This window comes from Sphingobacterium humi (genome assembly GCF_009768885.1).
In the GTDB taxonomy this organism is placed as follows: Bacteria; Bacteroidota; Bacteroidia; order Sphingobacteriales; family Sphingobacteriaceae; genus Sphingobacterium; species Sphingobacterium humi.
Genome location: NZ_WSQA01000001.1, coordinates 290,148 through 315,659, shown reverse-complemented (window position 1 = coordinate 315,659; position 25,512 = coordinate 290,148). Strand labels below are relative to the sequence as shown.

17 protein-coding genes are annotated in these 25,512 nt (G+C 40.5%); 16 read left to right on the top strand and 1 reads right to left on the bottom strand.

The window, feature by feature from the left end:
- The first annotated feature begins 206 nt into the window (after window positions 1–206).
- Window positions 207–1,262 carry a 3-oxoacyl-ACP synthase III family protein gene (locus GQF63_RS01170; protein ID WP_160367259.1) on the top strand — a complete coding sequence of 352 codons (1,056 nt, stop codon included), beginning with the start codon at window positions 207–209 and terminating at the stop codon, window positions 1,260–1,262.
- Window positions 1,263–1,272: 10 nt separating this feature from the next.
- On the opposite strand, the gene GQF63_RS01165 is transcribed toward GQF63_RS01170, so the two are convergent.
- Complete coding sequence (locus tag GQF63_RS01165) at window positions 1,273–2,172, bottom strand: AraC family transcriptional regulator (protein WP_160367258.1); 900 nt, start codon at window positions 2,170–2,172, stop codon at window positions 1,273–1,275.
- A 302-nt stretch (window positions 2,173–2,474) separates the two neighbouring features.
- On the opposite strand from GQF63_RS01165, the gene GQF63_RS01160 reads away from it, so the two are divergent.
- The 15 genes from GQF63_RS01160 (at window position 2,475) to GQF63_RS01090 (ending at window position 25,511) form a co-directional block, all read left to right on the top strand.
- Entirely contained in the window at window positions 2,475–5,573 is a 3,099-nt protein-coding gene (locus tag GQF63_RS01160; RefSeq protein ID WP_160367257.1) for a SusC/RagA family TonB-linked outer membrane protein, read from the top strand.
- An 11-nt stretch (window positions 5,574–5,584) separates the two neighbouring features.
- On the top strand, window positions 5,585–7,219 hold the full coding sequence (locus GQF63_RS01155; RefSeq protein ID WP_160367256.1) for a RagB/SusD family nutrient uptake outer membrane protein: 1,635 nt from the start codon (window positions 5,585–5,587) through the stop codon (window positions 7,217–7,219).
- Between the two features lie 5 nt (window positions 7,220–7,224).
- Window positions 7,225–8,883, top strand: coding sequence for a beta-N-acetylhexosaminidase (locus GQF63_RS01150; protein WP_160367255.1), 1,659 nt, complete (start codon window positions 7,225–7,227; stop codon window positions 8,881–8,883).
- 15 nt (window positions 8,884–8,898) lie between these two features.
- Entirely contained in the window at window positions 8,899–11,601 is a 2,703-nt protein-coding gene (locus GQF63_RS01145; protein ID WP_160367254.1) for a glucosidase family protein, read from the top strand.
- A 9-nt stretch (window positions 11,602–11,610) separates the two neighbouring features.
- On the top strand, window positions 11,611–13,236 hold the full coding sequence (locus GQF63_RS01140) for an SLC5 family protein (RefSeq protein WP_160367253.1): 1,626 nt from the start codon (window positions 11,611–11,613) through the stop codon (window positions 13,234–13,236).
- Window positions 13,237–13,276: 40 nt separating this feature from the next.
- On the top strand, window positions 13,277–14,050 hold the full coding sequence (locus tag GQF63_RS01135) for a PIG-L deacetylase family protein (protein ID WP_160367252.1): 774 nt from the start codon (window positions 13,277–13,279) through the stop codon (window positions 14,048–14,050).
- Window positions 14,051–14,055: 5 nt separating this feature from the next.
- The gene (locus tag GQF63_RS01130; protein ID WP_160367251.1) at window positions 14,056–14,964 is read left to right on the top strand and encodes a hypothetical protein; all 909 of its coding nucleotides are present in this window, start codon (window positions 14,056–14,058) and stop codon (window positions 14,962–14,964) included.
- Window positions 14,961–16,136, top strand: coding sequence for an enolase C-terminal domain-like protein (locus GQF63_RS01125; protein WP_160367250.1), 1,176 nt, complete (start codon window positions 14,961–14,963; stop codon window positions 16,134–16,136). The genes GQF63_RS01130 and GQF63_RS01125 overlap by 4 nt, the downstream gene beginning before the upstream one ends.
- A 10-nt stretch (window positions 16,137–16,146) precedes the next feature.
- Complete coding sequence (locus GQF63_RS01120) at window positions 16,147–16,914, top strand: SDR family NAD(P)-dependent oxidoreductase (RefSeq protein WP_160367249.1); 768 nt, start codon at window positions 16,147–16,149, stop codon at window positions 16,912–16,914.
- 6 nt (window positions 16,915–16,920) lie between these two features.
- Window positions 16,921–17,676 carry an SDR family NAD(P)-dependent oxidoreductase gene (locus tag GQF63_RS01115; protein WP_160367248.1) on the top strand — a complete coding sequence of 252 codons (756 nt, stop codon included), beginning with the start codon at window positions 16,921–16,923 and terminating at the stop codon, window positions 17,674–17,676.
- 262 nt (window positions 17,677–17,938) lie between these two features.
- Window positions 17,939–18,496 carry a sigma-70 family RNA polymerase sigma factor gene (locus GQF63_RS01110; RefSeq protein WP_160367247.1) on the top strand — a complete coding sequence of 186 codons (558 nt, stop codon included), beginning with the start codon at window positions 17,939–17,941 and terminating at the stop codon, window positions 18,494–18,496.
- A gap of 105 nt (window positions 18,497–18,601) precedes the next feature.
- Window positions 18,602–19,672 carry a FecR family protein gene (locus GQF63_RS01105; protein WP_160367246.1) on the top strand — a complete coding sequence of 357 codons (1,071 nt, stop codon included), beginning with the start codon at window positions 18,602–18,604 and terminating at the stop codon, window positions 19,670–19,672.
- Window positions 19,673–19,797: 125 nt separating this feature from the next.
- Entirely contained in the window at window positions 19,798–23,292 is a 3,495-nt protein-coding gene (locus GQF63_RS01100; protein WP_160367245.1) for a SusC/RagA family TonB-linked outer membrane protein, read from the top strand.
- An 11-nt stretch (window positions 23,293–23,303) separates the two neighbouring features.
- Window positions 23,304–25,121: a RagB/SusD family nutrient uptake outer membrane protein gene (locus tag GQF63_RS01095; protein ID WP_160367244.1), complete on the top strand. Its 1,818-nt coding sequence runs from the start codon at window positions 23,304–23,306 to the stop codon at window positions 25,119–25,121.
- Window positions 25,122–25,124: 3 nt separating this feature from the next.
- The gene (locus GQF63_RS01090; RefSeq protein WP_160367243.1) at window positions 25,125–25,511 is read left to right on the top strand and encodes a BACON domain-containing protein; all 387 of its coding nucleotides are present in this window, start codon (window positions 25,125–25,127) and stop codon (window positions 25,509–25,511) included.
- Window position 25,512: the final 1 nt, after the last annotated feature.

Below are 25,512 nucleotides of genomic sequence, written 5' to 3'. Positions count from 1 at the left end.
ATTTTTTTTGAATATCGTCCTATTTTGCCGATAATTGAATAGGTCACACGCACTCTTTTTAAGAAATCTATTCTTTAAAGTAATTGCTCAAACCAGAACGAAATTAATAAACAGCAGTAATTACATGCACTATAAAAATATTATTATTTAAGGCTTTATAGGCGGTTTATTGCATATTTGTATCAATTGACTTAACCCAAATTAGGATGAATACAAAAATTATCGGAGCCGGGAGCTCAATTCCTAACCTGATTATCAAAAATGAAGATTTTCTTCAGCAAGAGTTTTTCGATGAAAAAGGACGATTAATTCCCAATCCGGAATCCATTGTTAGTAAATTCAAGGAAATCACGGGCATCGAGGAACGTCGCTACGCAGAACAGACTTATGTAACATCCGATCTTGCTTTTGAAGCGGCGCAGAAAGCAATCGCCGATGCGCAGATTGACCAAGAATCGCTCGACTATATTATTCTTGCACATAACTATGGGGATGTACCTTATGGCAGCATTCAATCGGATACCGTTCCGAGTTTGGCCGCCCGCGTAAAAGCGAAATTAGGCATCGTGAATCCCAAGTGTGTCGCTTATGACGTATTATTCGGTTGTCCGGGCTGGATTGAAGGGCTTATTCAAGCTTATGCCTTTATTCGTGCCGGCATGGCCAAGCGTTGTTTGGTTATCGGTGCTGATGTGCTTTCGAGAGTAACCGATCAGCATGACCGTGATACCATGATTTTTGCCGATGGTGCCGGTGCTGTAGTCGTAGAAGCCCAAGCCGATCAACCCGGTATTTTGGCCACCGCAAGTGCTACCTATGCCGTACAAGAATTAGATTACCTCAATTTTGGTCCTAGCTATAAACAAGAGCTTACCCGTGATGTCTGCTACATCAAGATGAAGGGCCGTAAGATTTATGAATTCGCCCTAAGCAGAGTGCCTGAAGCTATGAAAGCTTGCTTAGATCAAGGGAATATTCCTATTGACCAGGTGAAAAAGGTATTGATCCATCAGGCTAATGAAAAAATGGACTATGCCATCTTAGAACGCTTCTATAAATTATATGATATGGCACCGCCCGAGGATGTTATGCCGATGACCATCCATAAACTTGGTAATAGCAGCGTGGCTACCATCCCGACCTTATACGATTTAATGAAACGAGATCTCTTGCCAGGTCAGCAGCTTAAAGCAGGCGATATCGTGCTGTTTGCTTCCGTAGGTGCCGGTATGAATATTAATGCCGTGGCCTATCAGGTTTAAGGGGGCTGGGTTAATCCGTTTTGTTTTCTCGAATAAGTAAACCTTGTTTATCTTGAAATAATTCTCTGAATTCTTTTGGGGATGAACCTGCTATGAGTTTAAATTGGCGATTAAAGTAGGAGAGGTTTTTGAACCCGCTTTCATAGCATATTCTTAGAATATCCCATTGGGATTCTAATAGCAGGTTCTTGGCGTGTGTTACACGTACCTCGTTTGTAAACTGAGAGAAGGTCTTTTCAGTTCTGCGTTTGAAAAATCGACAGAAGGCAGCATCATTCATATTGGCCAATGAAGCAGCAACTTTACTATCTAAGTTATCACGGAAATTTTCCAGCACATAGTTTATCACGGGTTCTAATCTATCAAAATCTCGGTTACTTAATTTAGCAGAGGTAGTAGAATGGTTTAAGCTAATGATTTCTTTCGAACTCTTGCCCGTAATTTTATGAAGGATAGTCAGTAAAGTAATCATTTTTTCGATGCCTGTTTTGTGGGTTATTTGATTAAACTCATTTATAATCGAATTTTCAGTGTCCTTAATTTGTAATCCAAATAAAGAACGATCTAAGAGCTCCTTCATTTTAAAATAATCCGGATTATCCGTTAATTCTGTTTGTAGGAAATTGATATTAAAAAAGATTACTATAGCATGTGCTTTTTCACCAGAAGCAACAAAAGCCAATTCATTATAAAAGCAATGACCAAGTCCTGGACCTAATAAAAAGACATCCCCATCATGAAAATTCATGATCCTATTTCCAGCATAAATCTTTCCATAACTCTTTGCAATGTAAATCAGTTCATAAAGATCATGGTAATGATAGGGCGATGTGAAGTAATCTTGGATATATTCCTTGACGATTACAGCAGTGCCAGTCGGATGAGATTGGTGCTCATAAATTACTTTCATAGGGCTATCTGGTATAAATGGTCTTTCTAAACTAATTATTTTTGAGGATACTATCAAAAAAACAAAATAGAAACTTGCCTAGTGTAAATATTGTATCAGTATTTGCAAACCTGATGGTGTCCTGTCGGAATATTTCCCATTAATTTTGACCTAACTAATAAACTTAAATACACACATTTTTCAGTCTTGACCAGCTTTGTATTTCTGGTTCGCAAAGGATCTTTTCATTTCTATAAAAGTGATTCTTTGAATTTTTGAGAAGTAATTCAAGATGTTGAAAACAAAAACTAACCTAATAAATTATGAATCGAACTCATTTAATTAAACTTTTAGGTGTTCCCATGATTCTTTTTTGGAGTCTATTCGGAACGTTAACCTTTGCTCAGCAGCCAAATGAGCTGAAAGGGGTGGTGAGAGATGCCCTAACATCCGAAGTATTGCAAGGTGTCACCGTAAGAAGTGGTTCTAAATCAACACAGACAGATGCCAATGGATCATTCACCTTGCAAGTGGCGTTGCCTGCTACGCTTGATTTTTCCCTACTCGGTAAAAAATCAAAACAAGAAGTAGTGAACCAAAATAAGTCCTTAATTATATTTTTAGAAGCTGATGATAAGGATTTGGAAGAGGTGGTTGTAGTTGGTTATGGTGTACAAAAGAAAACATCCTTAACCGCTGCTGTAGGCACGTTAAAGGGCGATGAAGTGAAAGATGTGCCAGCAACGAACTTGACTAATACATTAGGGGGAAGACTAGCTGGTGTCGTAGTAAAACAAGGCTCTGGAGAACCTGGAAGAGACGGATCAGCGGTCTATATTCGTGGTATATCCTCTATTGGAGGCACACAACCTTTAGTAATTATTGATGGTATTCCTCGAGAATACAATCAATTTACACAGATGGATCCAAACGCGGTTGAATCTTTTACGATTTTAAAAGATGCAGCAGCAGTGGCACCCTATGGCGTTGCTGGAGCAAATGGTGTAATATTAGTTACCACAAAAAAAGGGAAAACGGGTGCTCCAAAATTGAGTTACAATGGTTATATGGCTATCCAAAACCCTACGGTATTACCTAAATATGTTCATAATTACGATTACGCGATTTTAAGAAATGCAGCAGCAAAGAATGATGGTCTAACGGAGCCATTTTCTCAATATGCACTTGATAGGTTTAAAGATGGAACAGAACCTGATATTTATCCTACAAAATACGTTTGGGATTATTTAATTAATGATAATTCTCCATTAACCACTCATAACGTGGAAGTGAGTGGGGGCACAGATGCTATTAAATACTATGGAAGTATAGGCTATCAGTATCAAGAGGGTATGTGGAAAACCACAGACAATAATCGGTATAACTTGAATTTAAACCTTGAAGCACAAGTAACCCCTACTACTCAAATCTCTTTAGGTGCAATGGGTCGTATCCAAAAGTTTGTATATCCGCCTTCCGATTATCCGGGAAATGGAACTGGCCGTATCTTTGAATTAGCAGGCTATTCCGCGCCTATCTATGGGCCATTTGAATTTAGTAACGGTATGTTCGGAACGTATGTATCTTCAGGCGTATTCGGAACGGGATATTTCCAAAGCTATCATACCTATCTAAATACCCAGCTTTCACTGAAACAAGACTTACCTTTTATTAAAGGTTTGAATTTTAAAGGAACAGTTGCTTTTGACCCAAACTACGTGGATGATAAGACTTGGAGAACTCCAATGCAGGTTGCCACGATTGACGTGTCAAAAAATCCGCCGGTTATTAACGATGGTGTTTTTAATGATCCTAAAGCTTCATTGAGTCAAGGTTATTCGAGATTTCAACAATTGACATATCAAGCAGGTTTGTATTATAATAATCAATTTGGTCTGCACAACCTGAATATCACCGGCGTATTTGAAGCCAAAAACAACCGATCGATGTCCTTCGGGGCTAGCCGTAGAAATTATGATTTGCTGTTAGATGAATTAAGTCTTGGTAGTTCCAATCCACAAGATTGGGGTACCTATGGTTCGTCAGGCGAGGCAAAACAAATGGGGCTAGTTTATCGTGCGGCTTATGATTTTGCCGGTAAGTACATGCTAGAGGCCAGTGGTCGATATGATGGTAGCTATTATTTTGCGCCAGAGAAAAGATTTGGTTTTTTCCCTGCATTCTCCGCAGGCTGGCGTATCTCCGAAGAACGATTTCTTAAGGACAACAAAACCATTAATAATTTAAAAATTCGTGGCTCTTATGGCGAAGTTGGTGCCTTAGCTGGTAGTCCTTTCCAATATATGAGCACTTATAACATTGTTGGTAGTAATTATGTAATTAATGGTGCTCCAGTAATGGGGATTTCCGAACGAATTGAACCTAACCCTTTTATTACCTGGGAGAGAGCTCGAAAGTTTGACTTCGGATTAGAGTTAGGACTTTGGAATGGTCTTTTAAATATTGAAGCCGATTACTTCCATGAGAAAAGGTCAAATATGTTGATTAGCCCTAGTGTAGCTGTGCCCGCAGAGTATGGGATAGGCTTAAGCCAGGTCAATGATGGCGTAATGAAAAACCAGGGTTTTGAATTTATGATAAGTTCTCAGCATGCCATCAATGAAGATTTAAAAATCGGTTTAAATGCAAACTTTACCTATGCGAAGAATGAATTGCTGAAGGTTTTTGAAACTTCAGCAACTTATAATAATCCAAATCGACGCCAAACAGGAAGGCCATTGGGTACACAATTTGGATATGAGGCCATGGGCTTATTCCAAATAGATGACTTTGATGCTTCCGGGAATTTAAAACCTGGAATTGCTGCTCAGCCTTGGGGGAAAGTAGCGCCTGGAGATATTCGCTATGCTGATTTAAGTGGAGATGGAAAAATTGATGAACAAGATATTACAGTAATTGGTAATCCAGTTATTGCACCAGGAATTTTATATGGATTCACACCATCCATTAGTTATAAACAATTAAGTGTAGAAGCCTTATTTCAAGGTGCTGCAAAAATAGATTATTACTATCATCCTTCTTCCATTATGCCATTTTTTAATGGAATGAATGCTTATACTTTCAATTTTGATTATTGGACAGCTGAAAACCCGAATGCTAGCTATCCGCGTTTAACCAGTAATCCAATGCCAAATAATTTACAAACTTCTTCCTATTGGATACAGAGTGCCGCCTATTTGCGCTTAAAATCAATCAATGTGGCGTATTCCCTGCCAACAGCTTGGGTGTCAAAAGCTAAATTAGAAGCTGTTCGCGTGTTTATATCTGGACAAAACTTGGTTACCTGGACCAAGCTTTTATATGACCCTGAATTGGGCAATAATACATCGTATTTACCAAATTCTGCTTGGACTTATCCGCAGCAAAAAGTGTACTCAATTGGTGTTAATCTAACTTTTTAATCTAGAAGATCATGAATGCAATAAACAAACATATGTTTAGAAACAGCATAATTACTTGTGTTAGTTCAATTTTTCTGCTAGGTGCATGTTCCGACAAACTGGATGTAACACCTAAGGATCAAGTTTCTGATGCTACCCTTTGGACATCTACAAATAATGCTGATCTATTTTTAAATAATATCTATGGCACCTTACCAGGACCGATGTCAATGACGGATTCTTGGGAGCATTTCTCCGATAACGCCATCGCCGGTGTAGCCGGACAATACAGTGCAACGGTTTTTGGACAAGCAAATTATAACGCATCAAATGGCCCCAATTTATGGGGTTACTATTATAATATTAGAAAGGCAAATCTATTCTTAGCACGCGTTGAAGCATCATCGCTGCCCGATGACTGGAAGAAAAAAAGAGCTGCAGAAGCACGATTCCTGCGCGCTTACTTTTATTCTATCCTATGGAATTATTATGGTGGCGTTCCGTTAATTACGAAAGTGTTAAACCTAGCCGAACAGGGTGATGAGGTGTTTTACGCAAGAAGTACATCGGAAGAAACGATGAATTTTATTGTAAAGGAATTGGATGAAATTAGTCCTGACCTATTATTAAAACCAGAAACCGGTAGAATTAGTCGAGGTGCAGCCCTAACCCTAAAAGCATGGTGTCAATTGTATATGGCTAGCCCATTGTATAATACCAATGGCGATTTGGCAAAATGGAAAGTCGCTGCAGATGCTTATAAAGCGGTTATGAATCTTGGCGTATATAACTTATTCACGGATTACAATAGTTTATTTCTGGAAGAAAACAATAACAATGAAGAGGTCATTTTTGACAAACCATACTATCGGAGTAATGGAATGACGGGAACCATGGGGCCATCGTATGTTGGCATGTCCGAATATAGGGGATATGGATACTCAAATCCCACCCAAGAATTAGTCAATGATTACCTCATGAGTAATGGAAAAGCAATTTCAGACCCTACATCAGGATATAATCCTAAAAAACCTTATGAAGGACGGGAGCGTAGGTTTTATGCAGATATTATTTATGATGGATCAGAATGGATAGGACTTGAAATGATTATGAAACAAGGGGTTGGCAGTAAAAGTGCTACCGACTTAAGTAATTTAAATGAGGCTACCAATACAGGATACTATTGGCGGAAATTAATGGATCCGAAATATGCATTTGTAGGGAATTCACAAAATAGTGCGCATTTTATCTTGTTTCGATATGCTGAGGTATTGTTAGGATATGCAGAAGCACAAAATGAATTTGCTGGTCCTGATGAGAGTGTATATGCCGCCATTAATATGGTTCGTAAAAGGGTGGATTTACCAATATTATCGGGCTTGAATAAGGAAGGCATGCGTAAAGCAATTCAAAGAGAGCGACGAGTTGAGCTAACTTTAGAAGATAAAAGATACCTTGATTTATTACGCTGGAAGCAAGCCGAAGAGAAATTAAATGGAGTAATGCACGCCGTAGTAATTAAAAAGGAAAATAATGAATGGGTTTATAGCTATGTTCCGGCACCAGGAGGAACACATGCATTTTATGCCAATAAGAATTACTTTTTCCCAATTCCGCAACAAGCGTTGGATCAAAATAATAAACTGAAACAAAATCCAAATTATTAATAGCGATGAAATTTAAAGTGCTTTTTATTTTTGGGATGTTGTGTTTAGGAAATATCCATTTTGGATTTACCCAACAGCTAATTCCTAAACCTTTGCATTTAGAAAGTAGGGAAGGATCGTATGATTTGTGCACTGCAAAAACTTTGACCTATTCGAAGGCAGTGGAAAAGGAAGTGAACTTCTTTTTAGATGTCATGCAGAAAGAATTTCAATGGAAAACAAAATCAATCCAAAGGACAACAGCTCTGGTAAAAGGTGATTTTAATATTCAAATTGACACTACTCTTCTTCCGAAATTGGGTAAGGAGGGATATAAACTCGAGATAAATCAATCTAACCTTCAATTAATGGCGGCAAGTTCTGCAGGTATTTTCTATGGCCTGCAGAGTATCCGTCAACTTCTCCTTGAAAAAGAAGCCCATAAGGCACTAAAGAAAGGGACATTGACATTGCCCATGGTCAAAATTCTAGATAAACCAAGATTAGCATGGCGTGGGTTTATGCTGGATGTAAGCAGGCATTTTTTTGACAAGGAAACCATCCTAAAATTATTGGATGAAATGGCCTTTTTAAAAATGAATGTATTTCATTGGCATTTAACTGATGATCAGGGCTGGCGAATACCTATTAAAAAATACCCGCTTCTTACGGCAATTGCTTCAAAACGTGATTCTTCGCAAACACAAGTCAAAGAACATGCTGACGGAACGAAAGAATTTAAATTTGATGGGAAACCTCATCAAGGGTATTATAGCTACCAAGATATTCAGGAAATTCTAGCTTATGCTGCAGGAAGACATATCACCGTCATACCTGAAATTGATATGCCAAGTCACAATCAAGCAGCTATGGCCGCCTATCCTTGGTTAAGCACAACTGGAAAACAAACATCTGTTCCTACCGTATTTTTTGGTGAGCCCTACTACCGAAATCCTGCAGAAATTAATGTGGCTGACCCCAGAGTTATTCGTTTTTTTGAAGAGGTAATTGATGAGGTGGCGATGCTTTTTCCTGGACAGACGATTCACCTAGGGGGAGATGAAGTATGGTTCGACCTCTGGAAACAATCCGATGAAATTAATGATTTTATAAAAAGTAAAGGGTTTTCAACTTATGCCGATCTTCAAGTCTGGTTTTCCACGAAAATGACAAATTACACCAATGAAAAAGGGAAACGAGCAATGGTTTGGAACGACGTATTAGGAGGTCATCTCGCAGGGCAGGATCCTTCACATCAGGTTACTATATCCATACGTCCACATCAATCAACTATTATTGGATTTTGGCGGGGAGATATTGAGTTGATGAATATGGCTGCAGAAAAAGGTTATGAAATTATTAATGGTGAAAATAATTATACTTATTTTAATTTCGATGAAAAAGCATTGACCTTAGCGAAGGTATATCAATTTAATCCAATACCTGAACAAATTAAACCACAACATCAGTCAAATATTAAAGGAGTTACCTGTCATTTATGGACAGAACAAATTGCCACAACGGAAAAATTGTATCAACATGTTTTTCCTCGAATTGCGGCCATGGCTGAAGTAGGATGGACTGAAGAAAACAATAAAAATTTCGAGTTATTTAAAAATAATTTATTGCCTTTAACAAGCCGTTGGAATGCCTTAGGCATAGCCTTCGGTAGTTTAATGAATTAAAATAAACCTCATATTATGAATATACAATCAATTAGAGCGCTTCTCTTGATCGCATTATGTGTCTTTGGTTCTTTCCAATATACTTTTGCATGGTCAGGGGATCAAGAAATCCTCGTGTTATGGCGCCAAGAAAAAGCTAATGGAAAAGTTCAGGTCAATAATGGTGATCTTGTTAAACTGTCGTTTGACCAAGGTAAAGGAAAAATTAAAGGGAATGACTTTTCTATTCTAACTGCCCAAACGAAGCTGAAAATCTCTGTTTCAAATGCCCGTACGGAACTTGGGCCCGAAGCTACGGTAATTCGTATCGAATCCGGAGCAAAATCATTTGCATTTTTCTTGCGTGACGTTCAACAGAGCAACCCAATCTACAATCCTTCTTTAGGGGTGATTGTGTTGCCGGCGAATGATAAGCGAAGTTTTAATGAGGTAGAAGAAAATATTTTGGTACAGAGAAACCAAACTAAAATTCAACAAATAGAGAGTCAGCCTGAACAATCTTTTGAAAAAGCACTCGCAGATACACGCTCAATGCATGTACCTATTTGGTTGGGAATTAGTAGGGATATGCGCATGTTCGAAATTGCCGAGGAAATGGAAGATACTGGTAATGAGGGTAAAATAATTCGCCCCTTATATGGTACACGTTCCGCCGGGATACCCGAAAGTGAATATCAAAGTTACATTTACGCGTTAGGAAGAGGAGTAGGCGCAAGGGTGTCTGTAAAAAGAAAATTAGATGAAGGGATATTACCCATTTATCATTCTGAAATGCAAGATGATGATATTCGATACCATACTACTTCTTTTGTCTCTTTTGCGAAATCCGATCTAACAATGGAGAATAATCAGGGAACTAACTATATGGTTTCCGATAAGCATAGTTCTGGTAGAACGTTCAAGGAAGAACATATGGCCCGTTTAAATGAGCAAATGAAGCATGCCTATGACTTTAAGGAGCCCATGGTACTGTATGCTTCTACGAGCATTCGTAATACTGGAAAAGTTCCGCGTTATGCCTGGATAAAAAATCCAAGACCTGGAAATACCTGGTGGTTTAAAAGGAATTATAATTTTGATATCAATACCGGTATGGCTTCTTATCCAAATGGTCATGTGTTCTGTGTTTCAAAGTTAAATGGGAAGCCTCTAAATAATGAAGAAATAGCGATTTTATTGCAGCCAGGGGAAGAAGCAATCTACGAGTTTTATTTACCACACACCCCAATGAAGCTAGCGGAGGCTCAAGAATTACAAGAAGTCAACATCGCTGACCGTCTTCAACAGGTACGCAGCTATTGGAAGAAAAAATTAGTTTCAGCTGCACAAATAAGTGTTCCTGAAAAGCGCATAAACCAAATGCTTCATGCCGGATTATTACACCTTGATTTAATAAGCTTCGGCGAAGAACCTCATGGCATTGTGTCAGCAAATATTGGGGTATATTCTCCAATTGGGACAGAAAGTTCTCCAATCATACAATATTATTTATCGATGGGTTGGAATGATCTTGCAAAAAGAGCAATTCTGTATTTTCTAGATACGCAACTCAGTTCGGGCTATATTCAGAATTATGAAGGATATACCGTAGAAACAGGTGCTGTTTTATGGACTATTGGAGAATATATTCGATACACCCAGGATTATGAATGGTTGAAAACCGTTCAGGAAAAAGTTGCAAAATCTTGTTCGTATTTGTTGAGTTGGAGGGAACGAAATAAAAAAGAAGAATTGAGGGGTAGGGGCTATGGCTTAATCGATGGGAAAGTAGCGGATCCGGAAGATCATTACCATCAATTTATGCTGAATGGATATGCTTATTTAGGCTTAAAACGTATTGCTGAAGCGTATAAAAACGTCGATAATCAATTCTCCAATCATTTAGCAAAAGAATCTCAAGAATGGAAATCGGATATTTTAAGCACCGTTGAAACCCTTTACGGAATTTCGCCACTTATTCCGTTAGGTGATGGTACTTGGGGAAGAACTTTACCACCATGGGCTGAAGCAGATGGCCCTAGAGCCATATTCCAAAAGCATGAATCCTATTGGTCGCACGGCACATTTACAGGTGCAGATGCCATGCTTGGCCCTATGTATTTGGTATTCTGTGAAATTATCGATGCAGATAGTAAAGAGGCACTTGATATCTTAAAATTCAATAGTGAATTGTTTTTTCAAGGGAATTCTGCCTTTAGCCAACCTTATTATAGCCGTCATAATTGGTTGCAAGCAAAATTAGGTATGGTAAAGCCTTTCCTAAGCACTTATTACAATACTGTTGCGGCACATGCAGATCGGGAAACTTATACCTTTTGGGAACATTATTATCGTGTAAGTCCACATAAAACGCATGAAGAAGCTTGGTTTTTAATGGAATCCCGCTGGATGCTGTATATGGAGGATGGAGATCAGCTCCAACTGTTTAAAACAATGCCTAGAGCATGGTTAGCAAACGGAAAGGAAATTAAGATTAAAGGAGCACAAAGTTACTTTGGGTTATTTGATGCGCATATAACCTCGAATGCAGATGCTGGCTTTATTGAAGGCATCATAAAATTAGATCCATCGAGAAAACCTAAAAAATTAACCATACGCATTCCACACCCAGACGAATTAAAACCTCGCCAAGTGATAGGTGGTGACTATAATGCAGAAACTGAAACAATAACCATTAACAATCCGGCAAATCAGGTAGAAATTAAGCTTGTATTTTAAAACTGAACGATGCAAATAAACAGTATAGATTTCATTACGATACTAGGCTATTTTTTATTAATTGCCATTATTGGAATTTGGTCAAGTAAAAAGGCTAAAGCTGGAGATGCTGCCAATTACTTTACATCAAAGGGGCAATTATCCTGGTGGGCGATAGGCATGGCTTATGTCTCAACAGGTTTAAATTCAGAGCAGTTGATTGGAATGAATGGAATGGGCTATCAAGTTGGCTTGCCTCTTGTAAATTCTTATTTGAATGCCATCTTTGTATTTACCTTCTTAATTTACATTTTCTTTCCTATGTATTTACGAAACGGCATCGTTACGATGCCGCAATACTTAGGCGCTCGTTTTGACAAAAGAAGCCAGGATGTTTTCAGTATCCTACTATTACTAAGTTATATCTTCTTAAGCCTTGCTGTAGTCTTATATGGCGGGGCAAAGCTATTTGAGGTGATATATGATGTGCCTATTTGGGCTGGGGTGCTCATTTTAGCCTTAGTATCTGGCGTCATTACCATTTTTGGAGGCATGTCCTCCATGGTCAGTGCTTCCGTTTTACAATTTGTCTTAATGTTTGCTGCTGGTGCCGTATTGTTTTATTTAGGTATCAACAAATTGCCAAACGGTTGGCAGGATATCGTAGATCATGCTCCTGGCGGTTTTCATTTGATGCAAGAATTAGACACCCCGATTATGCCATGGCATGCCGTCTTATTTTCCTTATTTAATTTGCAACTCTACTATTCCTGCATTAACCAATCCTTGGTTCAACGCGGTTTTGGGGCAAAAACAGAATGGGATACCAGAATGGCGATTGTGTTTGCATTGGGTTTTGTGCTCTTGCGTCCATTTTTAGAAGTTTTTCCAGGAATGATTGGTAGAGCGTTAGCTGAAACAGGATTTTCAGAGTTTATAATTAAAGCGGATCAAATCGATAATGTTTACCCCTTACTCATCGCAAAGCTGGTTCCTGTGGGCATGCAGGGGCTTATTATTATTGGAATCCTAGGCGCAGTAATGTCTACTATTTCTGCTTTTTTGAACTCAATTTCTACCCTGATTACCTATGATGTTTACAAAAAATGGATTAATAAAACGGCAGAGGATAAGCAATTAATCAAAGTTGGTAAATGGAGTACGTTAATTTTAATGTTGTTTAGTGTTTTTTATGCACCATTAATCGGAAAATTTGGAGGCATTTTTATTTATTTCCAATCCTTGTCAACTTATATGGCAGTGCCAATTGCTACTTGCTTTATTTTTGGTATGTTCTGGAAAAGAACAACTCCCTTTGCTGCGCTTATGGTATTACTTATTGGAATCCCATTAGGCGCTTGTATTCAATATCTCGTAATTCCCACCCTTTTTTCTGATGCGACAATCCGTGCCTTTAGCCTCCAGAATTTTTATGTCATCGGAGGAATAACGCAATTCTTCTGTGCCCTGCTTATGCTGGTGTTTAGCTATGCTTCGGCACCAAGACCCGTCGAAGAGATTAAACCCTATTTATGGAATAAATCGATGATTCGTTTGCCGCAGCATGAAAAAGAGCGCCCGATTTGGCAGTCTGTAGAATTATGGTGGGCTATCATGCTATTCATTTACCTATGCCTGTATATCCTTTGGTGGTAAATGCTAAGGAACCAATGAGTTATCATAAACCTTAATTATTATGAAAAAAGAAAATCGAAAAAAATACACCATACTATGCTTAATGGCTCATCCAGATGATGCGGAGATTCTTAGCGGTGGTACCTTGGCTGCCTTGCAAAGTAAAGGTTGTCATGTTGTAATCGCCTCTATGACTCCAGGCCAGGCGGGATCTATGGTTATAGGACCGGAAGAGATTTCAAACATTCGTCGCCTGGAAGGGGCAGCAGCGGCAGCCGTAATAGGTGCTGCTTATTATTGCATGGAAAGTGAAGATCTTTATATATCCTATGATAAATCTACATTAAATCGGGTTATCAACCTTTTTAGAGAAGTTCAACCCGATATTGTTATTACAGCAAGTCCCCAAGATTATATGCTAGATCATGAAATAAGTTCAAACTTAGCGCAATCTGCTTGTATGGCAGCGACCATTCCAAACCTAAAAGTTGGTGAATTCCCCATTTTAGAAAAAGTTCCTCATTTGTATTATGCGGATGCTGTTCAAGGCATGGATCGATTTGGTAAGCCTGTTGAATCTGACTTTTTTATTGATATTTCAGCCTACATGGAAACGAAAACAGAAATGCTAATTCAGCATAAAAGTCAACGTGACTGGTTAAGGTCAATTTCTAAAGTTGATGAATTTGTAGAAATGATGCGTTCTTTTTCCGCGCGTAACGGAGCGAAAGTTGGGGTTGCATATGCCGAAGGATATAGACAACACCTCGGGTTTAGCTATCCTCATGACAATTTGTTGGCAACTTTATTAAACGAATATTTCATTCAAAAATAGAACCTATGAAAGTTCAAGAATTAGAACGTAATGGTTTGAAATTATTCATTTTAGAAAATGATTGGCTTCGCGTTGAGGTATTTCCTGCTGCTGGCGGAAAAATTACTAGCCTCGTGAATAAGAAGTTAAATAAAGAGTTTCTATGGCATAATAACGACTTGCCGCTTCAAAAATGCGAAACAGGTGCAGACTATGATTCAAACTTTTGGGGAGGTATAGATGAGTTATTGCCTAATGATATTCCAGAGCTGGTTGATCTTTTAAGCTACCCTGACCATGGTGAACTTTGGACTACTGCACTGAATTGTGAAGTGAGTGAAAATAAAATAATTCTTCATGGCATCATGAGCATCAGTGGTTTATTGTATGAGAAAGAAATTTCATTGGTAGATGATGAACCAAGCGTAATCTGCAGGTATCGAATCAAAAATACAACTGCCGAGAAAAGACACTTTTTGTGGAAACAACACGCCGCCCTTCAAATTTCAGAAGGTGATTATTTAAAAAGTTCAGCTATAAAGGCGAAGGGGGTTGACTCCAGTTCGAATAGGCTGCAATCAACTGCAGAATTTGAATGGCCAGTCCAGGAAGGTATTGACTTTGCTCAGGTACCGCCAAAACAAGGTGCGATGGACTTTTTTTATTTATATGATACGCAGGTTGGAGAAATGAGTTTGCTGTCAGAAAACGGAGCCCATCGATTTACGTATTCCTATGATAAAAATGTCTTCCCATTTGAATGGTACTTCGCATCCTATGGGCAGTTTCGGGGGCATTATGTCGCCATCTTAGAGCCTGCAACAGCCATGCCGGTCTCTGTCGCTGAAGCAGCAAAATTAGCACAGTGCACTGTCTTAGCGCCTGCTGAAGAGCTAAAAACAACTATTAACCTATATGCTGGATTAAACATATGAAAATTGAACGTGTAGATTTTTTTTACCTCCGCATGCCTGAGGTCCTTGATATTGGTGATGGAAGCCAAGATGCTTTATTAGTTCGGGTGCAGGCTGCCGGTTTGGAAGGATGGGGAGAATGTGAAGCTTCGCCATTAACCTCCTTAGCAGCTTATATATGCCCCATGTCCCATAGTGCTTGCAAACCCGTTCGCTATGCTGTTGAAGGGATGGAACTGAATAGTGCTGCCGATATTTATAAAATAAAACAAAAGGTTCACGAGCATTGCTTCGATTTGTTGCAAGCAGATCATACGTATTCCGGCATAGATATCGCCCTTTGGGATCTTTTAGGCAAAGCGCAGCAGGAGCCCGTATATCATCTGTTAGGCTATAAAAAAACTTACCCTAAAATGCCTTATGCTTCCCAATTATTTGGTATAACGCCGCAAGAAACCTATTTAAAAGCTAAGGAATCCAGAAGTCAAGGATATGCTGCCGTGAAATTTGGCTGGGGGCCAATTGGTAAAGGTACAGTAGCGCAAGATGTAGCGCAGTTTCAAGCCGCGCGAGAAGGCTTAGGAAAGGATGCTTATTTAATGGTGGATATTGGTACCTATTGGGGCGAGAACGTCCAAGAAGCCCAAAAAAGGCTACAAGCCTTAAAAGATGTTCAGGTATATTGGTTAGAAGAACCCTTCGCAAACTTGGCTTTAACCCCTTATCGAGCATTAGCGGTTTCCTTGCCAAAGGTGGCTTTAGCAGCTGGGGAAGGATGCAATAATTATGTTCAAGCAGAAGCAATGATTAGCTATGGAGGTTTGCAATTTATTCAAATTGATACCGGGCGAATTGGAGGAATTTCAGCAGCAAAAAGAGTATGTGATTTATCGCAAACAAAAGGAATAAAATATGTGAACCATACTTTCACATCACACCTAGCACTCAGCGCTTCTTTACAACCATTCATAGGAATTGAACCCGATTTTATCTGTGAATATCCTGTTGAACCTAAAGATTTGGCAACCAGTATTACTAAAAATAAAATTGAACGTGATCAGGAAGGGCTGATTCATTTAACTGAAAGCCATGGTTTAGGAGTAGAAATAGATACGAAGCGCTTAGCGAAATATCTTGTTGATGTAGAAATCAAGATTGAGGGTAAAGCTTTTTATCATTCATCGTCGTTTTAAAAGATCAAAAATGGAAAAAAACCAATTTAATCGTTTCAAAAATCAAGTAGCCATAATTACGGGAGGGGCAGATGGAATAGGGAAAGCAATTAGTCTCCGTTTAGCGCTTGAAGGTGCCCAAGTTATCATATTCGATATCAATGAAAAGAAATTATCCGATATAAAGGAGCAGTTTTCTGCTAACCATTGGGAATGCAGTACTATAGTGGTGGATATTGCGAATGAGCAATCCGTCCAGCAAGCCATGGCTAAGACCTATGCGGCATATGGCAAAATTGATGTTGTAATTAATTCTGCGGGAATAGTAGGGCCAACAGGCACGTCCATTACAGATTATTCTTTTGATTCGTTCCAGCAAGTTTGCCAGATTAATTTGTTTGGTGCTTTTCTGGTTGCAAAATATGCATTGAAGTATATGGCAAAAGAACAGTATGGTCGTCTATTACTTATTGCATCCATTGCTGGGAAAGAGGGGAATCCAAACATGGCAGGTTATTCCGCCAGTAAATCCGGTGTAATTGGCTTAGTAAAGGGGTTAGGGAAGGAATTTGCCGAAAAGGGTATCACAGTGAATGGTTTAGCTCCTGCGGTTGTTAAAACAGCCATGAACGAAGATACAGCCCCCGAACAATTAGCGTATATGACCGAGAAGATACCCATGAAAAGATTGGGTACGGTTGAGGAGGTAGCAGCCATAGCTACATTTATTGTATCGCCAGAAAACAGCTTTTCTACAGGTTTCATTTATGATATTTCAGGAGGTAGAGCAACTTATTAAATCACTATGGAACGGAAAAAGATTATTGTTTTAGGGGGCTCTTCCGGCATTGGAAAAGCAACGGCTATCCGCTTTGCAAAGGAAGGATGCCAAGTTATGATTGCATCAAATGATAAATTAGGCGCAGAGCAAGTTCGGGATAGTTTAGCAGGGACGGGGCATTATAGTGTATATGTTGATGTTCAATTTGAAGAAGAGATTCTAAACTTATCGAAGCAGATTTCTTCGCTGTTTGGAGAATTTGATGTCTTGATTAATAGTATCGGTATACCAGTAAATCAGTCTATTCTAGGCTCCGAATTTGATGCCTGGGACGCTGGCTTGCAAGTCATGCTATATGGTACAATTAAAACCTGCCGAATGTTAGTTCCATTAATGAAAAATGGGGGAAGAGTCATTAACATTACCTCCATTCATGCCTTTCGTGCTGAACAGGGAAGTTCAGGCTATGCTGTAGCGAAAGCTGCGATTAATCAATTCACCCGCTCATTAGCTCTCGAGCTTGCTCCACGCAAGATATTAGCAAATACGGTTGCTCCTGGATTTATTGATGCACCTTTAGCAAGAAATGAATTTGGAGTTAATGAACTTGAAACAACTTGGTTTTATGATAACTACATCAAATATGACCATTTACCATTAAAAAGAGCAGGAAGGCCCGAAGAAGTTGCTGGTGTTATACATTTTCTCGCAGGGCCAGATGCATCCTATATAACAGGAATAAATCTAATCGTTGATGGTGGACTAACAATTACATTTTAAAATTATTTTTAACTAAACCATTCTCCCCACCCCCCACAAACCATTCCCTCTTCACGCTCCTTTCACAGCCCTATCACCGCCCTTTGCAAAGGGGATTAATACGGCTGTGAAAGGGGAGAGAAAGGGATCTAGAATGGGAGAAAGAAAAAGCATCCCTTTAACAACCCCCTCACAAATTCGGCCTTTCCCCACCTCCTCCACCAAAATTCCATTTCCATTTTTTGTTCAACATGCTTATCTTGCGGCCTCACTAAGTATAACCATGTTTTTTAAATCTTTATCAGAAGAGGAAAAACTTAAGATTGCACAGGCTCGGAACGAAACGGTTTTCAAATCCTATTTCCTTCGGAATTATCGGGTTTTGGAGCAGTATGCCTATACTTTTCTGAAGGATAAGGCTTTGGCACAGGATGTTAGCTCGGAGGTGATGTGGAAGATGTGGCATTTGGAGGCCGATTTACTGCATATATCCAATGTAGAGAGCTATTTATTACGCAGTGTAAAGAATAAGTGTCTGAATATGTTGCGGTTAAAGCAGGTGGTTTATGTAGATCAGCAGGAGCTTAGGGATGAGTTGCTCGATCAGAACCATCCGGAAGAAATCATGATGCAAACGGAAGGGGTGAAGCGCATTGAGTCCGCGATTGCCTCGCTACCACAGAAAACAAAGCAGGCCTTTAAGCTGGTGAAAGAAGAAAAACGCAGCTACCAGGAAGTGGCCGACCTGATGAATATCTCCAAAAAAACAGTGGATCGGCACATCCAAATTGCGCTATCCAAGTTATGGGCGATCCTCAAAGCTCCGAAAGACAGCTTGTAAACAGCTGTAAATCTATCTGTTAAAAATAATTTTAAATTTTTTTATTGCCTTATTGGGGATTTTGCGAATTCCATGTGTCTTGCTACTGGAAGACCAAACAAAATTATGTACATCCCGGAAGACGAAGAATTCTTAACCCTCTTGCAAAAAGCCATGGCTGGAAACCTATCGGAAGCAGAGCGCAGTCGTTTGGATGTATTGAGCAAGTCGGATGCAAACCGGCAATTATTGCGTCAATACATGGAAGCCGACGAGCCTGATGAGCAAGAGACTGCAGAATTAGAAATATTATACGAAAAATCGAAACCCAATGACTTTATCGCCAAACAGGAGGGTACCCCATTGCGGGTAGTGCCTATACGCAGTAAAAAGCGCTATTGGATGCTCGGCATTGCCGCGGCGATTCTGCTTTGTGTATTTGCGGGGATCGCCTACCAACAGCTGCAACAGCGCAACATGCAAAGCAATCATTGGCAACTGGTAAGCTCTAGCAAAGGCGAACGGAAGTACTTCAAGCTACAAGATGGTACGGAGGTTTGGTTAAACAGCGATAGCCAGTTGAAAATTCAGCATGGCTTCGGCAAAACAAACCGACGCATGGAGCTGGTAGGGGAAGGCTATTTTTCGGTAGCCAAAAATAAGGAACTCCCTTTAACCGTGAAGGTGAATAATATGGATATTCAAGTATTGGGAACCATTTTTAATGTGCGTGCCTATCCGGAAGATGAGCGGATGGTAACCTCTCTAATTGAAGGTCAGGTAAAATTGAAATTGCACGGGAAGCGTGAAGAGAAAGATTTTCTGCTGAAACCGGGCGACAAGGTTGAGGTCACGAAACATCAGGTAATAAACAAGCATACCGAGCAGCAGCATAGCCCCTCGAACATCGAAGAAACGGTAGCCTATAAGAAAATAGACATGGAAGATAAACAAGTCTTAGATGCCTTATGGGTAGATAACAAATTGGTGTTTAAAGGAGATTCCTTCGCGGAGGTCAGCAAAAAATTGGAACGCTGGTATAACAAAACGCTCATTATTGAAAATAAAGCCCTGTTGAAGGAAGAATGTTCCGGCGTATTCGAGGAGAAATCGTGCGAAGAAGTGTTGGATTTAATCAAGAAAACAGGCATCAATCTACAGTATGAAGTAAAACAAGATACCCTAATAATACACTAAATATGATAAACTAAAACGTAAAAAAGGGTATTCTTCAAATGAAGGAATACCCAGAATTGTTTAACCCCGAGCATCTGGCCCTAGGAAAGTAAGATGCTCTATTGATTAACTTAAAATCTAAAATTATGAAAAAAAATTCACATGCGATTAGTCATGTGCCCATTCCTCATTACTTTAAGTGGCTCTTGATGGTCAAATTCATTTTGGTTTTAATCACAGCTTTTGCGGCCCACGCCATGGCCAGTGAAACGAAAGCACAAAACATGGTATCCATGCGCTATAAGGATATCAATTTAAAGAACCTGCTCATCTCTATTGAAGAGCAAACCAATGTATCGTTTATTTATAGCGACAATGCCATCCAGCACATCCGCGTAAGCGATATCCATGTGCAGCAAAAAGATTGGAAAGAATTGCTGCAGCCTATTCTTCAGGAAAAGGATTTTCAAATGAGTATGGTCGGCAAAAACCGATTCCTGATTCGCAAAGCAACCGAAATGCAAAGCCTAATGGCCACAGGAACCGTAGTCGATCAACATAATAAGCCCTTAGCAGCTGTATCGGTAAAAGAAAAAGGAACCAACCGCTCCAGCAGCACAAACAGCGAAGGGCAGTTTTCCTTGGAAGTTTCCGACGCCAATGCTATCCTTGTTATTAGCTATGTCAGTTTTCTAAGCCAGGAGGTTCCCTTTCAGGAGGCCCCTTTACGTGTAAGTTTACAGGAAGATTTGGCCCAGCTGGAAGAAGTGGTTGTCGTAGGCTACGGTACCCAGAAAAGAATTAACCTCACCGGATCTGTTGCCAGCATTTCTGGTGAGCAATTGGCGAACCGTCCGGTGGTGAATGCGACGCAGAGCCTTCAAGGTACGATGCCCGGCTTAAATGTTAGCGTAAATGGAAATACCAAACCGGGGCAATCCTTTAAGTTAAATGTGCGCGGAACAGGAAACTTAAGCGGTTCCGATCAACCTTACGTATTGGTCGATGGTATGGAGATGTCTTTGGCCGATGTAAATCCTGCCGATATCGAGAATATCTCCGTATTAAAAGATGCATCCGCATCGGCAATTTATGGTTCACGTGCCGCTTATGGCGTTATTTTGGTGACCACAAAAAAAGGATCAGCAGGCAGAAAGCAAATCAACTTCAGCTCCAATACAGGTTTCACCTCCCCGGTAAACTTGCCGGATATGGTAAACTCGGTAGAATTTGCTAATTATTTCAACGCCGCAACCTTTAATGCCTTAGGAACAAAACAGTATTCCGACGAAAAGATTGCTTTGTTGCAACAATATATAGACGATCCGAACTCGGTTTCTATTTTTCCGGAAATAAATTCCAATAACTACTCAAACTGGGAAAACAGTGCCAATGGGGTGGCCAATACCGATTGGTTCAACTTCCATTATAAGCCCTATGCCATCCGTCAGAATTATACTATGAACCTGAGCGGTGGAAACGAGGGTGCCCAATTTTATGTTTCCGGCGGAATGTATAATGAAGATGGCGCCCTACGTTATGCAGATATAGACTATAAACGCTATAACTTCAATGTATCTGTCAATTCGCAGCTGGCCGATTTTATTAAGCTGAAAAGCAATGTAAAATATACCCACAGCAAAAACAGTACGCCTTTAGCCGGTTATGAGGGCTTGTTCTTTCACAACTTAGCGCGTATGCGTCCCAACGTATCGCCTTATGATTTCTATGGTAATTTCACCGAGCAATCTTTTGTGCCATACCTGCAATCCGGATCTGAAGACCGCTATAACAACGGAACCCTAGTGATATTAGGAGGGTTGGAAATTAGCCCTTTGAAAAACTGGAAAATCTTCGCGGATTTAAACCTGCGCCAGACCAATTTTGAAGGGTCTACCTTAAAACTGCCGGGCACCATTTATGGCGTCGATAATACCCCGATTCTGGTAAACCGCTCGGAATACGATATCCCACTTACAGGTAGTTATGCCCGTAATATGTATAACCAAACCTACCTGACGCCAAATATTTATACCAACTATAAAATTGATTTGGATGCACATAAAATCGACTTAACAGCGGGTTTCCAACAGGAATATAACCAATGGAAAGAGTTGAACACGTCGGCAACTGAATTGATCTCTTTTGATAGACCTGGAACAGATTTGGCAACGGGTACAAAATCATCCAGAGAAGTAAGAAATCACTGGGCAACGCGTGGCTTCTTCGCTCGGATCAATTATAACTACAACAATAAATTCTTATTGGAATTAAATGGTCGTTACGATGGTTCTTCACGTTTCGCCAAGGAAAACCGTTGGGGTTTCTTCCCATCCGTTTCTGCAGCTTACAACATCAGCGAGGAAGCCATTGTGAAGGATAATTTGCCTTGGTTGAACCAGTTAAAGCTACGCGGATCTTACGGTAATTTGGGTAACCAAGCCGGCGCAAATATGTATGCCTACTTGGAAAGCATGAACATCGTGGTGCCTAATTTAGGGGCTGGTGGTCGTTATTATTTTGGCGATGATAGAGAAAGCTATATTCAGGCGCCTGCTGCCTTTAACCCACACATTACCTGGGAAAAGGTGCAAAGTAGCAACATCGGGATAGACTATGCTTTAATTGACAATAAACTATCCGGAACCATAGAATGGTACCAACGCAACACCCGTGATATGTTAGGTCCATCGCGTGATGTGGCCGATATGTTCGGTGCAACACCACCTCAATCCAATAATGCCGATTTGAGAACACGCGGCTGGGAGCTTTCTGTGAAATGGAAAGATAATATCTCTGAAGAATTAAGCTACGACTTAGGTTTAATGCTGACCGATTTCCGCTCTATCGTTACAAAATACCAAAACCCTACGCGCTTTAACCCGGCTTCAGCTTGGTATGAAGGAAAAGTAGTGGGAGAAATTTGGGGCTTTAAAGCACATGACCTCTTGAAAACACAAGAAGAAGCAACGGCTTACAATGCCTTAAACCGCTCTTATTTATCGGCCAGAGATTGGCTTCCGGGAGATGTGAAATACCTAGACATCAATAACGATAATAAGATTGATATCGGTGCAAACCGTGTAGGTGATATGGGCGATTATAGCATCATCGGGAACAGCAGCGCACGTTATAATTTCAGCGTGTCGGGTGGAGTAAATTGGAAAAACTGGGGACTAAGCATGTTATGGCAAGGAATTGGCAAGCAAGAGTTCTTGCCGGGTGCCTTAGACGCCTATTTCTGGGGGTCTGGTTCCTTAGCGCAAGTAACCGTGTTCCAAGAACATTTAGACTACTTCAGTGAAAGCAATCCGGATGGCTATTACCCAAATCCATATGCTTCACCAGTTGGTGCCATTAGCTCCTTCGCCAATAAAACGCAGTCGCCTTCAAGCCGCTATATCCAGAATGCGTCATATATCCGCTTGAAGAACTTAACCGTACAATATACGTTTAATAAAGATTGGACAAAACGGATGCACATTAATCGCTTAAGCTTATTTGGAACAGGGGAGAACCTATTGACCTTCACTAAGCTGGCGAATATGTTTGACCCGGAAACCATCGTAGGTGGAAATGGAACCGGAAAGATTTATCCATTGAGTAAGGTCTTTTCTTTTGGTTTGAATGTTACATTTTAATTGCTACCCACATGAAAATTAAATATTATTTCTATATACTTTTTGCCTTGACCTTGCAAAGCTGTAACGATGATTTCCTCGACCGCTTACCGCAAGATCAACTATCGACAACAGGAAGCTTGGCAACCGTAAATGAGCTACGCCTGTACATGAATCAATTTTATGAGCAATTGCCAGGGCACCCGGGTACCACCGGTGGCGCAGGGGTGGCGTATGATGATGCACGCACCGACAACATGATCTTCACTTCGGTGAACTCGCGTTTGAACGGACAGTTAACCATTTCCAACGCTGCAGCATTGACGGAATATAACCAAATTCGTGGCCTTAACTTCTTCTTGTTAAATGCAGGAAATGCCAAAGGAAATCAAGCCGATATCAACCAGTACCTGGGCGAAGCCTATTTCTTCCGTGCCTGGTTCTATTTCTCCATGGTGCAGAAGTATGGCGATGTGAGCTGGGTAAACAGCTTGTTAAGCTCGGAGGATGAATCGACCTTCTTAGCCAGAGATAGCCGTTTAGTAGTGGTAGACTCTATTTTAACCGATTTAGATAGAGCCAGCAATTTATTGTCGGTTCAAACCAACAATAATAAAATGCGTATCCACCGGGATGTAGCCTGGGCTATGGCCTCTCGTGTGGCCTTATACGAAGGAACATGGCAGAAATACCACAAAGCCAAAGCAACCGGATTTGCAAGCAAGGAGGTGACTGATGAGAAGATTAAAACCTATTTGACCAGCGCACGTGATGCGGCGAAAAAAGTAATGGATGGAAACCGCTGGCAGATTTATTCTACTGGAAATCCTTTGGAAGATTATAAGGACATGTTTATCAACAGGGACCTGCGTGGCAACAAGGAAGTCCTGTTGTTCCGTCGCTATAATCCGGCTGAAAACATCGGCCATGGTACTTCGAAGTATCTTTCAACAGGGGGTGGCGATATTGGTGTAACCCTAAGCTTGGTGGATGATTATTTGACCCTAGAAGGAAAACCTTTTGTTGGTGCGCAGCGCGAACAGGCACAGAAAACCTATGCACAGGAGTTAATGCCGACCCTACGCGATCCGCGTTTATTTCAAACTGTTGCTATTCCGGGGCAACCCCTGCGTCCGGGAGGGGTAGTGCAAGCTTATCCACCAATTAACCAGAGTGGATTTAACCGCAATACCACCGGCTATCCGATGTACAAATACATTGAATACGATAACCAACCTGCCACCAGCGATGATGGCATGAGTGCCGCACCGGTTATTTATTTCCGCTATGCCGAGGTTTTATTAAACTATGCAGAAGCCATTGCCGAATTAGGCGAGAATACCGCCTTAGCAGCAGCAGCTATTACGCCGATTCGTGCCCGCGTGGGGATGCCGGCTATGGATTTCGATAAGGAATTTAACAATGCCGCAGATTATCCGTTCCAGGATTTACCAAAAGCTATTCAAGCCGTACGTAGAGAGCGCCGCGTGGAGCTTGTTGCTGAAGGAACCCGATTGGCCGATATTATGCGCTGGGCAGCAGCGGATAAGTTGCTGGTGGGAAAGCGTCCGTTAGGCGCCCTATTCGTAGGCAGCGATATGCAAGCTCAAAATACAGCAACCGGCTTTTACAACGATGCCTTATTGTATTTCGACGTAGCCCCTCCGGGAAAAAGCATCAACCTCTACCTAACAGGACAGGCAGCCGATCAAAAACGCTACATCGATCCATATAAGCAAGTGATGCCGAATGGATTTGGCTTTAAAGTAAATAGAGATTATTTGTTACCTATTCAACAACGCATGTTGGAATTGACAAATGGTAAATGGACACAAAACCCTAATTGGTAAGTAATGAAAACAAGCACAATAAAACCTGTATTACAACAACTTTCTGTCCTTGCTTTTCTGCTCATCACGGTGTTTTTCTGCGCCTGTGAGAAAGATCAGCATGTGAAACCGGTACCTGGTAAATTTGAGGTGAACCATGATTTCCCTACTTTAGTACCTGCCGCAGGGGCAACCTATACCTTAACCATCGATGCAACCACCAATGCCTGGTGGATAGAAACAGCTGCCGATGCAAGTTGGGTAAATGTAGCCCGTAAATATGGTTCTGCAAAAGTAACCCAACAGATTAAAGTAGCGGCCAATGCAACAGGAGCGGCACGCGAAATGACCATCAAAATTAATGCAACCAATCAAGAGTCAACAAGTATAATTGTTAAACAAGCAAAATAAG

What these genes read in the sequence shown, in the direction of transcription:
- GQF63_RS01170 (WP_160367259.1), top strand. Translation starts at nt 207, where the DNA reads ATGAATACAAAAATTATCGGAGCCGGGAGCTCAATTCCTAACCTGATT.
- GQF63_RS01165 (WP_160367258.1), bottom strand. Translation starts at nt 2,172, where the DNA reads ATGAAAGTAATTTATGAGCACCAATCTCATCCGACTGGCACTGCTGTA.
- GQF63_RS01160 (WP_160367257.1), top strand. Translation starts at nt 2,475, where the DNA reads ATGAATCGAACTCATTTAATTAAACTTTTAGGTGTTCCCATGATTCTT.
- GQF63_RS01155 (WP_160367256.1), top strand. Translation starts at nt 5,585, where the DNA reads ATGAATGCAATAAACAAACATATGTTTAGAAACAGCATAATTACTTGT.
- GQF63_RS01150 (WP_160367255.1), top strand. Translation starts at nt 7,225, where the DNA reads ATGAAATTTAAAGTGCTTTTTATTTTTGGGATGTTGTGTTTAGGAAAT.
- GQF63_RS01145 (WP_160367254.1), top strand. Translation starts at nt 8,899, where the DNA reads ATGAATATACAATCAATTAGAGCGCTTCTCTTGATCGCATTATGTGTC.
- GQF63_RS01140 (WP_160367253.1), top strand. Translation starts at nt 11,611, where the DNA reads ATGCAAATAAACAGTATAGATTTCATTACGATACTAGGCTATTTTTTA.
- GQF63_RS01135 (WP_160367252.1), top strand. Translation starts at nt 13,277, where the DNA reads ATGAAAAAAGAAAATCGAAAAAAATACACCATACTATGCTTAATGGCT.
- GQF63_RS01130 (WP_160367251.1), top strand. Translation starts at nt 14,056, where the DNA reads ATGAAAGTTCAAGAATTAGAACGTAATGGTTTGAAATTATTCATTTTA.
- GQF63_RS01125 (WP_160367250.1), top strand. Translation starts at nt 14,961, where the DNA reads ATGAAAATTGAACGTGTAGATTTTTTTTACCTCCGCATGCCTGAGGTC.
- GQF63_RS01120 (WP_160367249.1), top strand. Translation starts at nt 16,147, where the DNA reads ATGGAAAAAAACCAATTTAATCGTTTCAAAAATCAAGTAGCCATAATT.
- GQF63_RS01115 (WP_160367248.1), top strand. Translation starts at nt 16,921, where the DNA reads ATGGAACGGAAAAAGATTATTGTTTTAGGGGGCTCTTCCGGCATTGGA.
- GQF63_RS01110 (WP_160367247.1), top strand. Translation starts at nt 17,939, where the DNA reads ATGTTTTTTAAATCTTTATCAGAAGAGGAAAAACTTAAGATTGCACAG.
- GQF63_RS01105 (WP_160367246.1), top strand. Translation starts at nt 18,602, where the DNA reads ATGTACATCCCGGAAGACGAAGAATTCTTAACCCTCTTGCAAAAAGCC.
- GQF63_RS01100 (WP_160367245.1), top strand. Translation starts at nt 19,798, where the DNA reads ATGAAAAAAAATTCACATGCGATTAGTCATGTGCCCATTCCTCATTAC.
- GQF63_RS01095 (WP_160367244.1), top strand. Translation starts at nt 23,304, where the DNA reads ATGAAAATTAAATATTATTTCTATATACTTTTTGCCTTGACCTTGCAA.
- GQF63_RS01090 (WP_160367243.1), top strand. Translation starts at nt 25,125, where the DNA reads ATGAAAACAAGCACAATAAAACCTGTATTACAACAACTTTCTGTCCTT.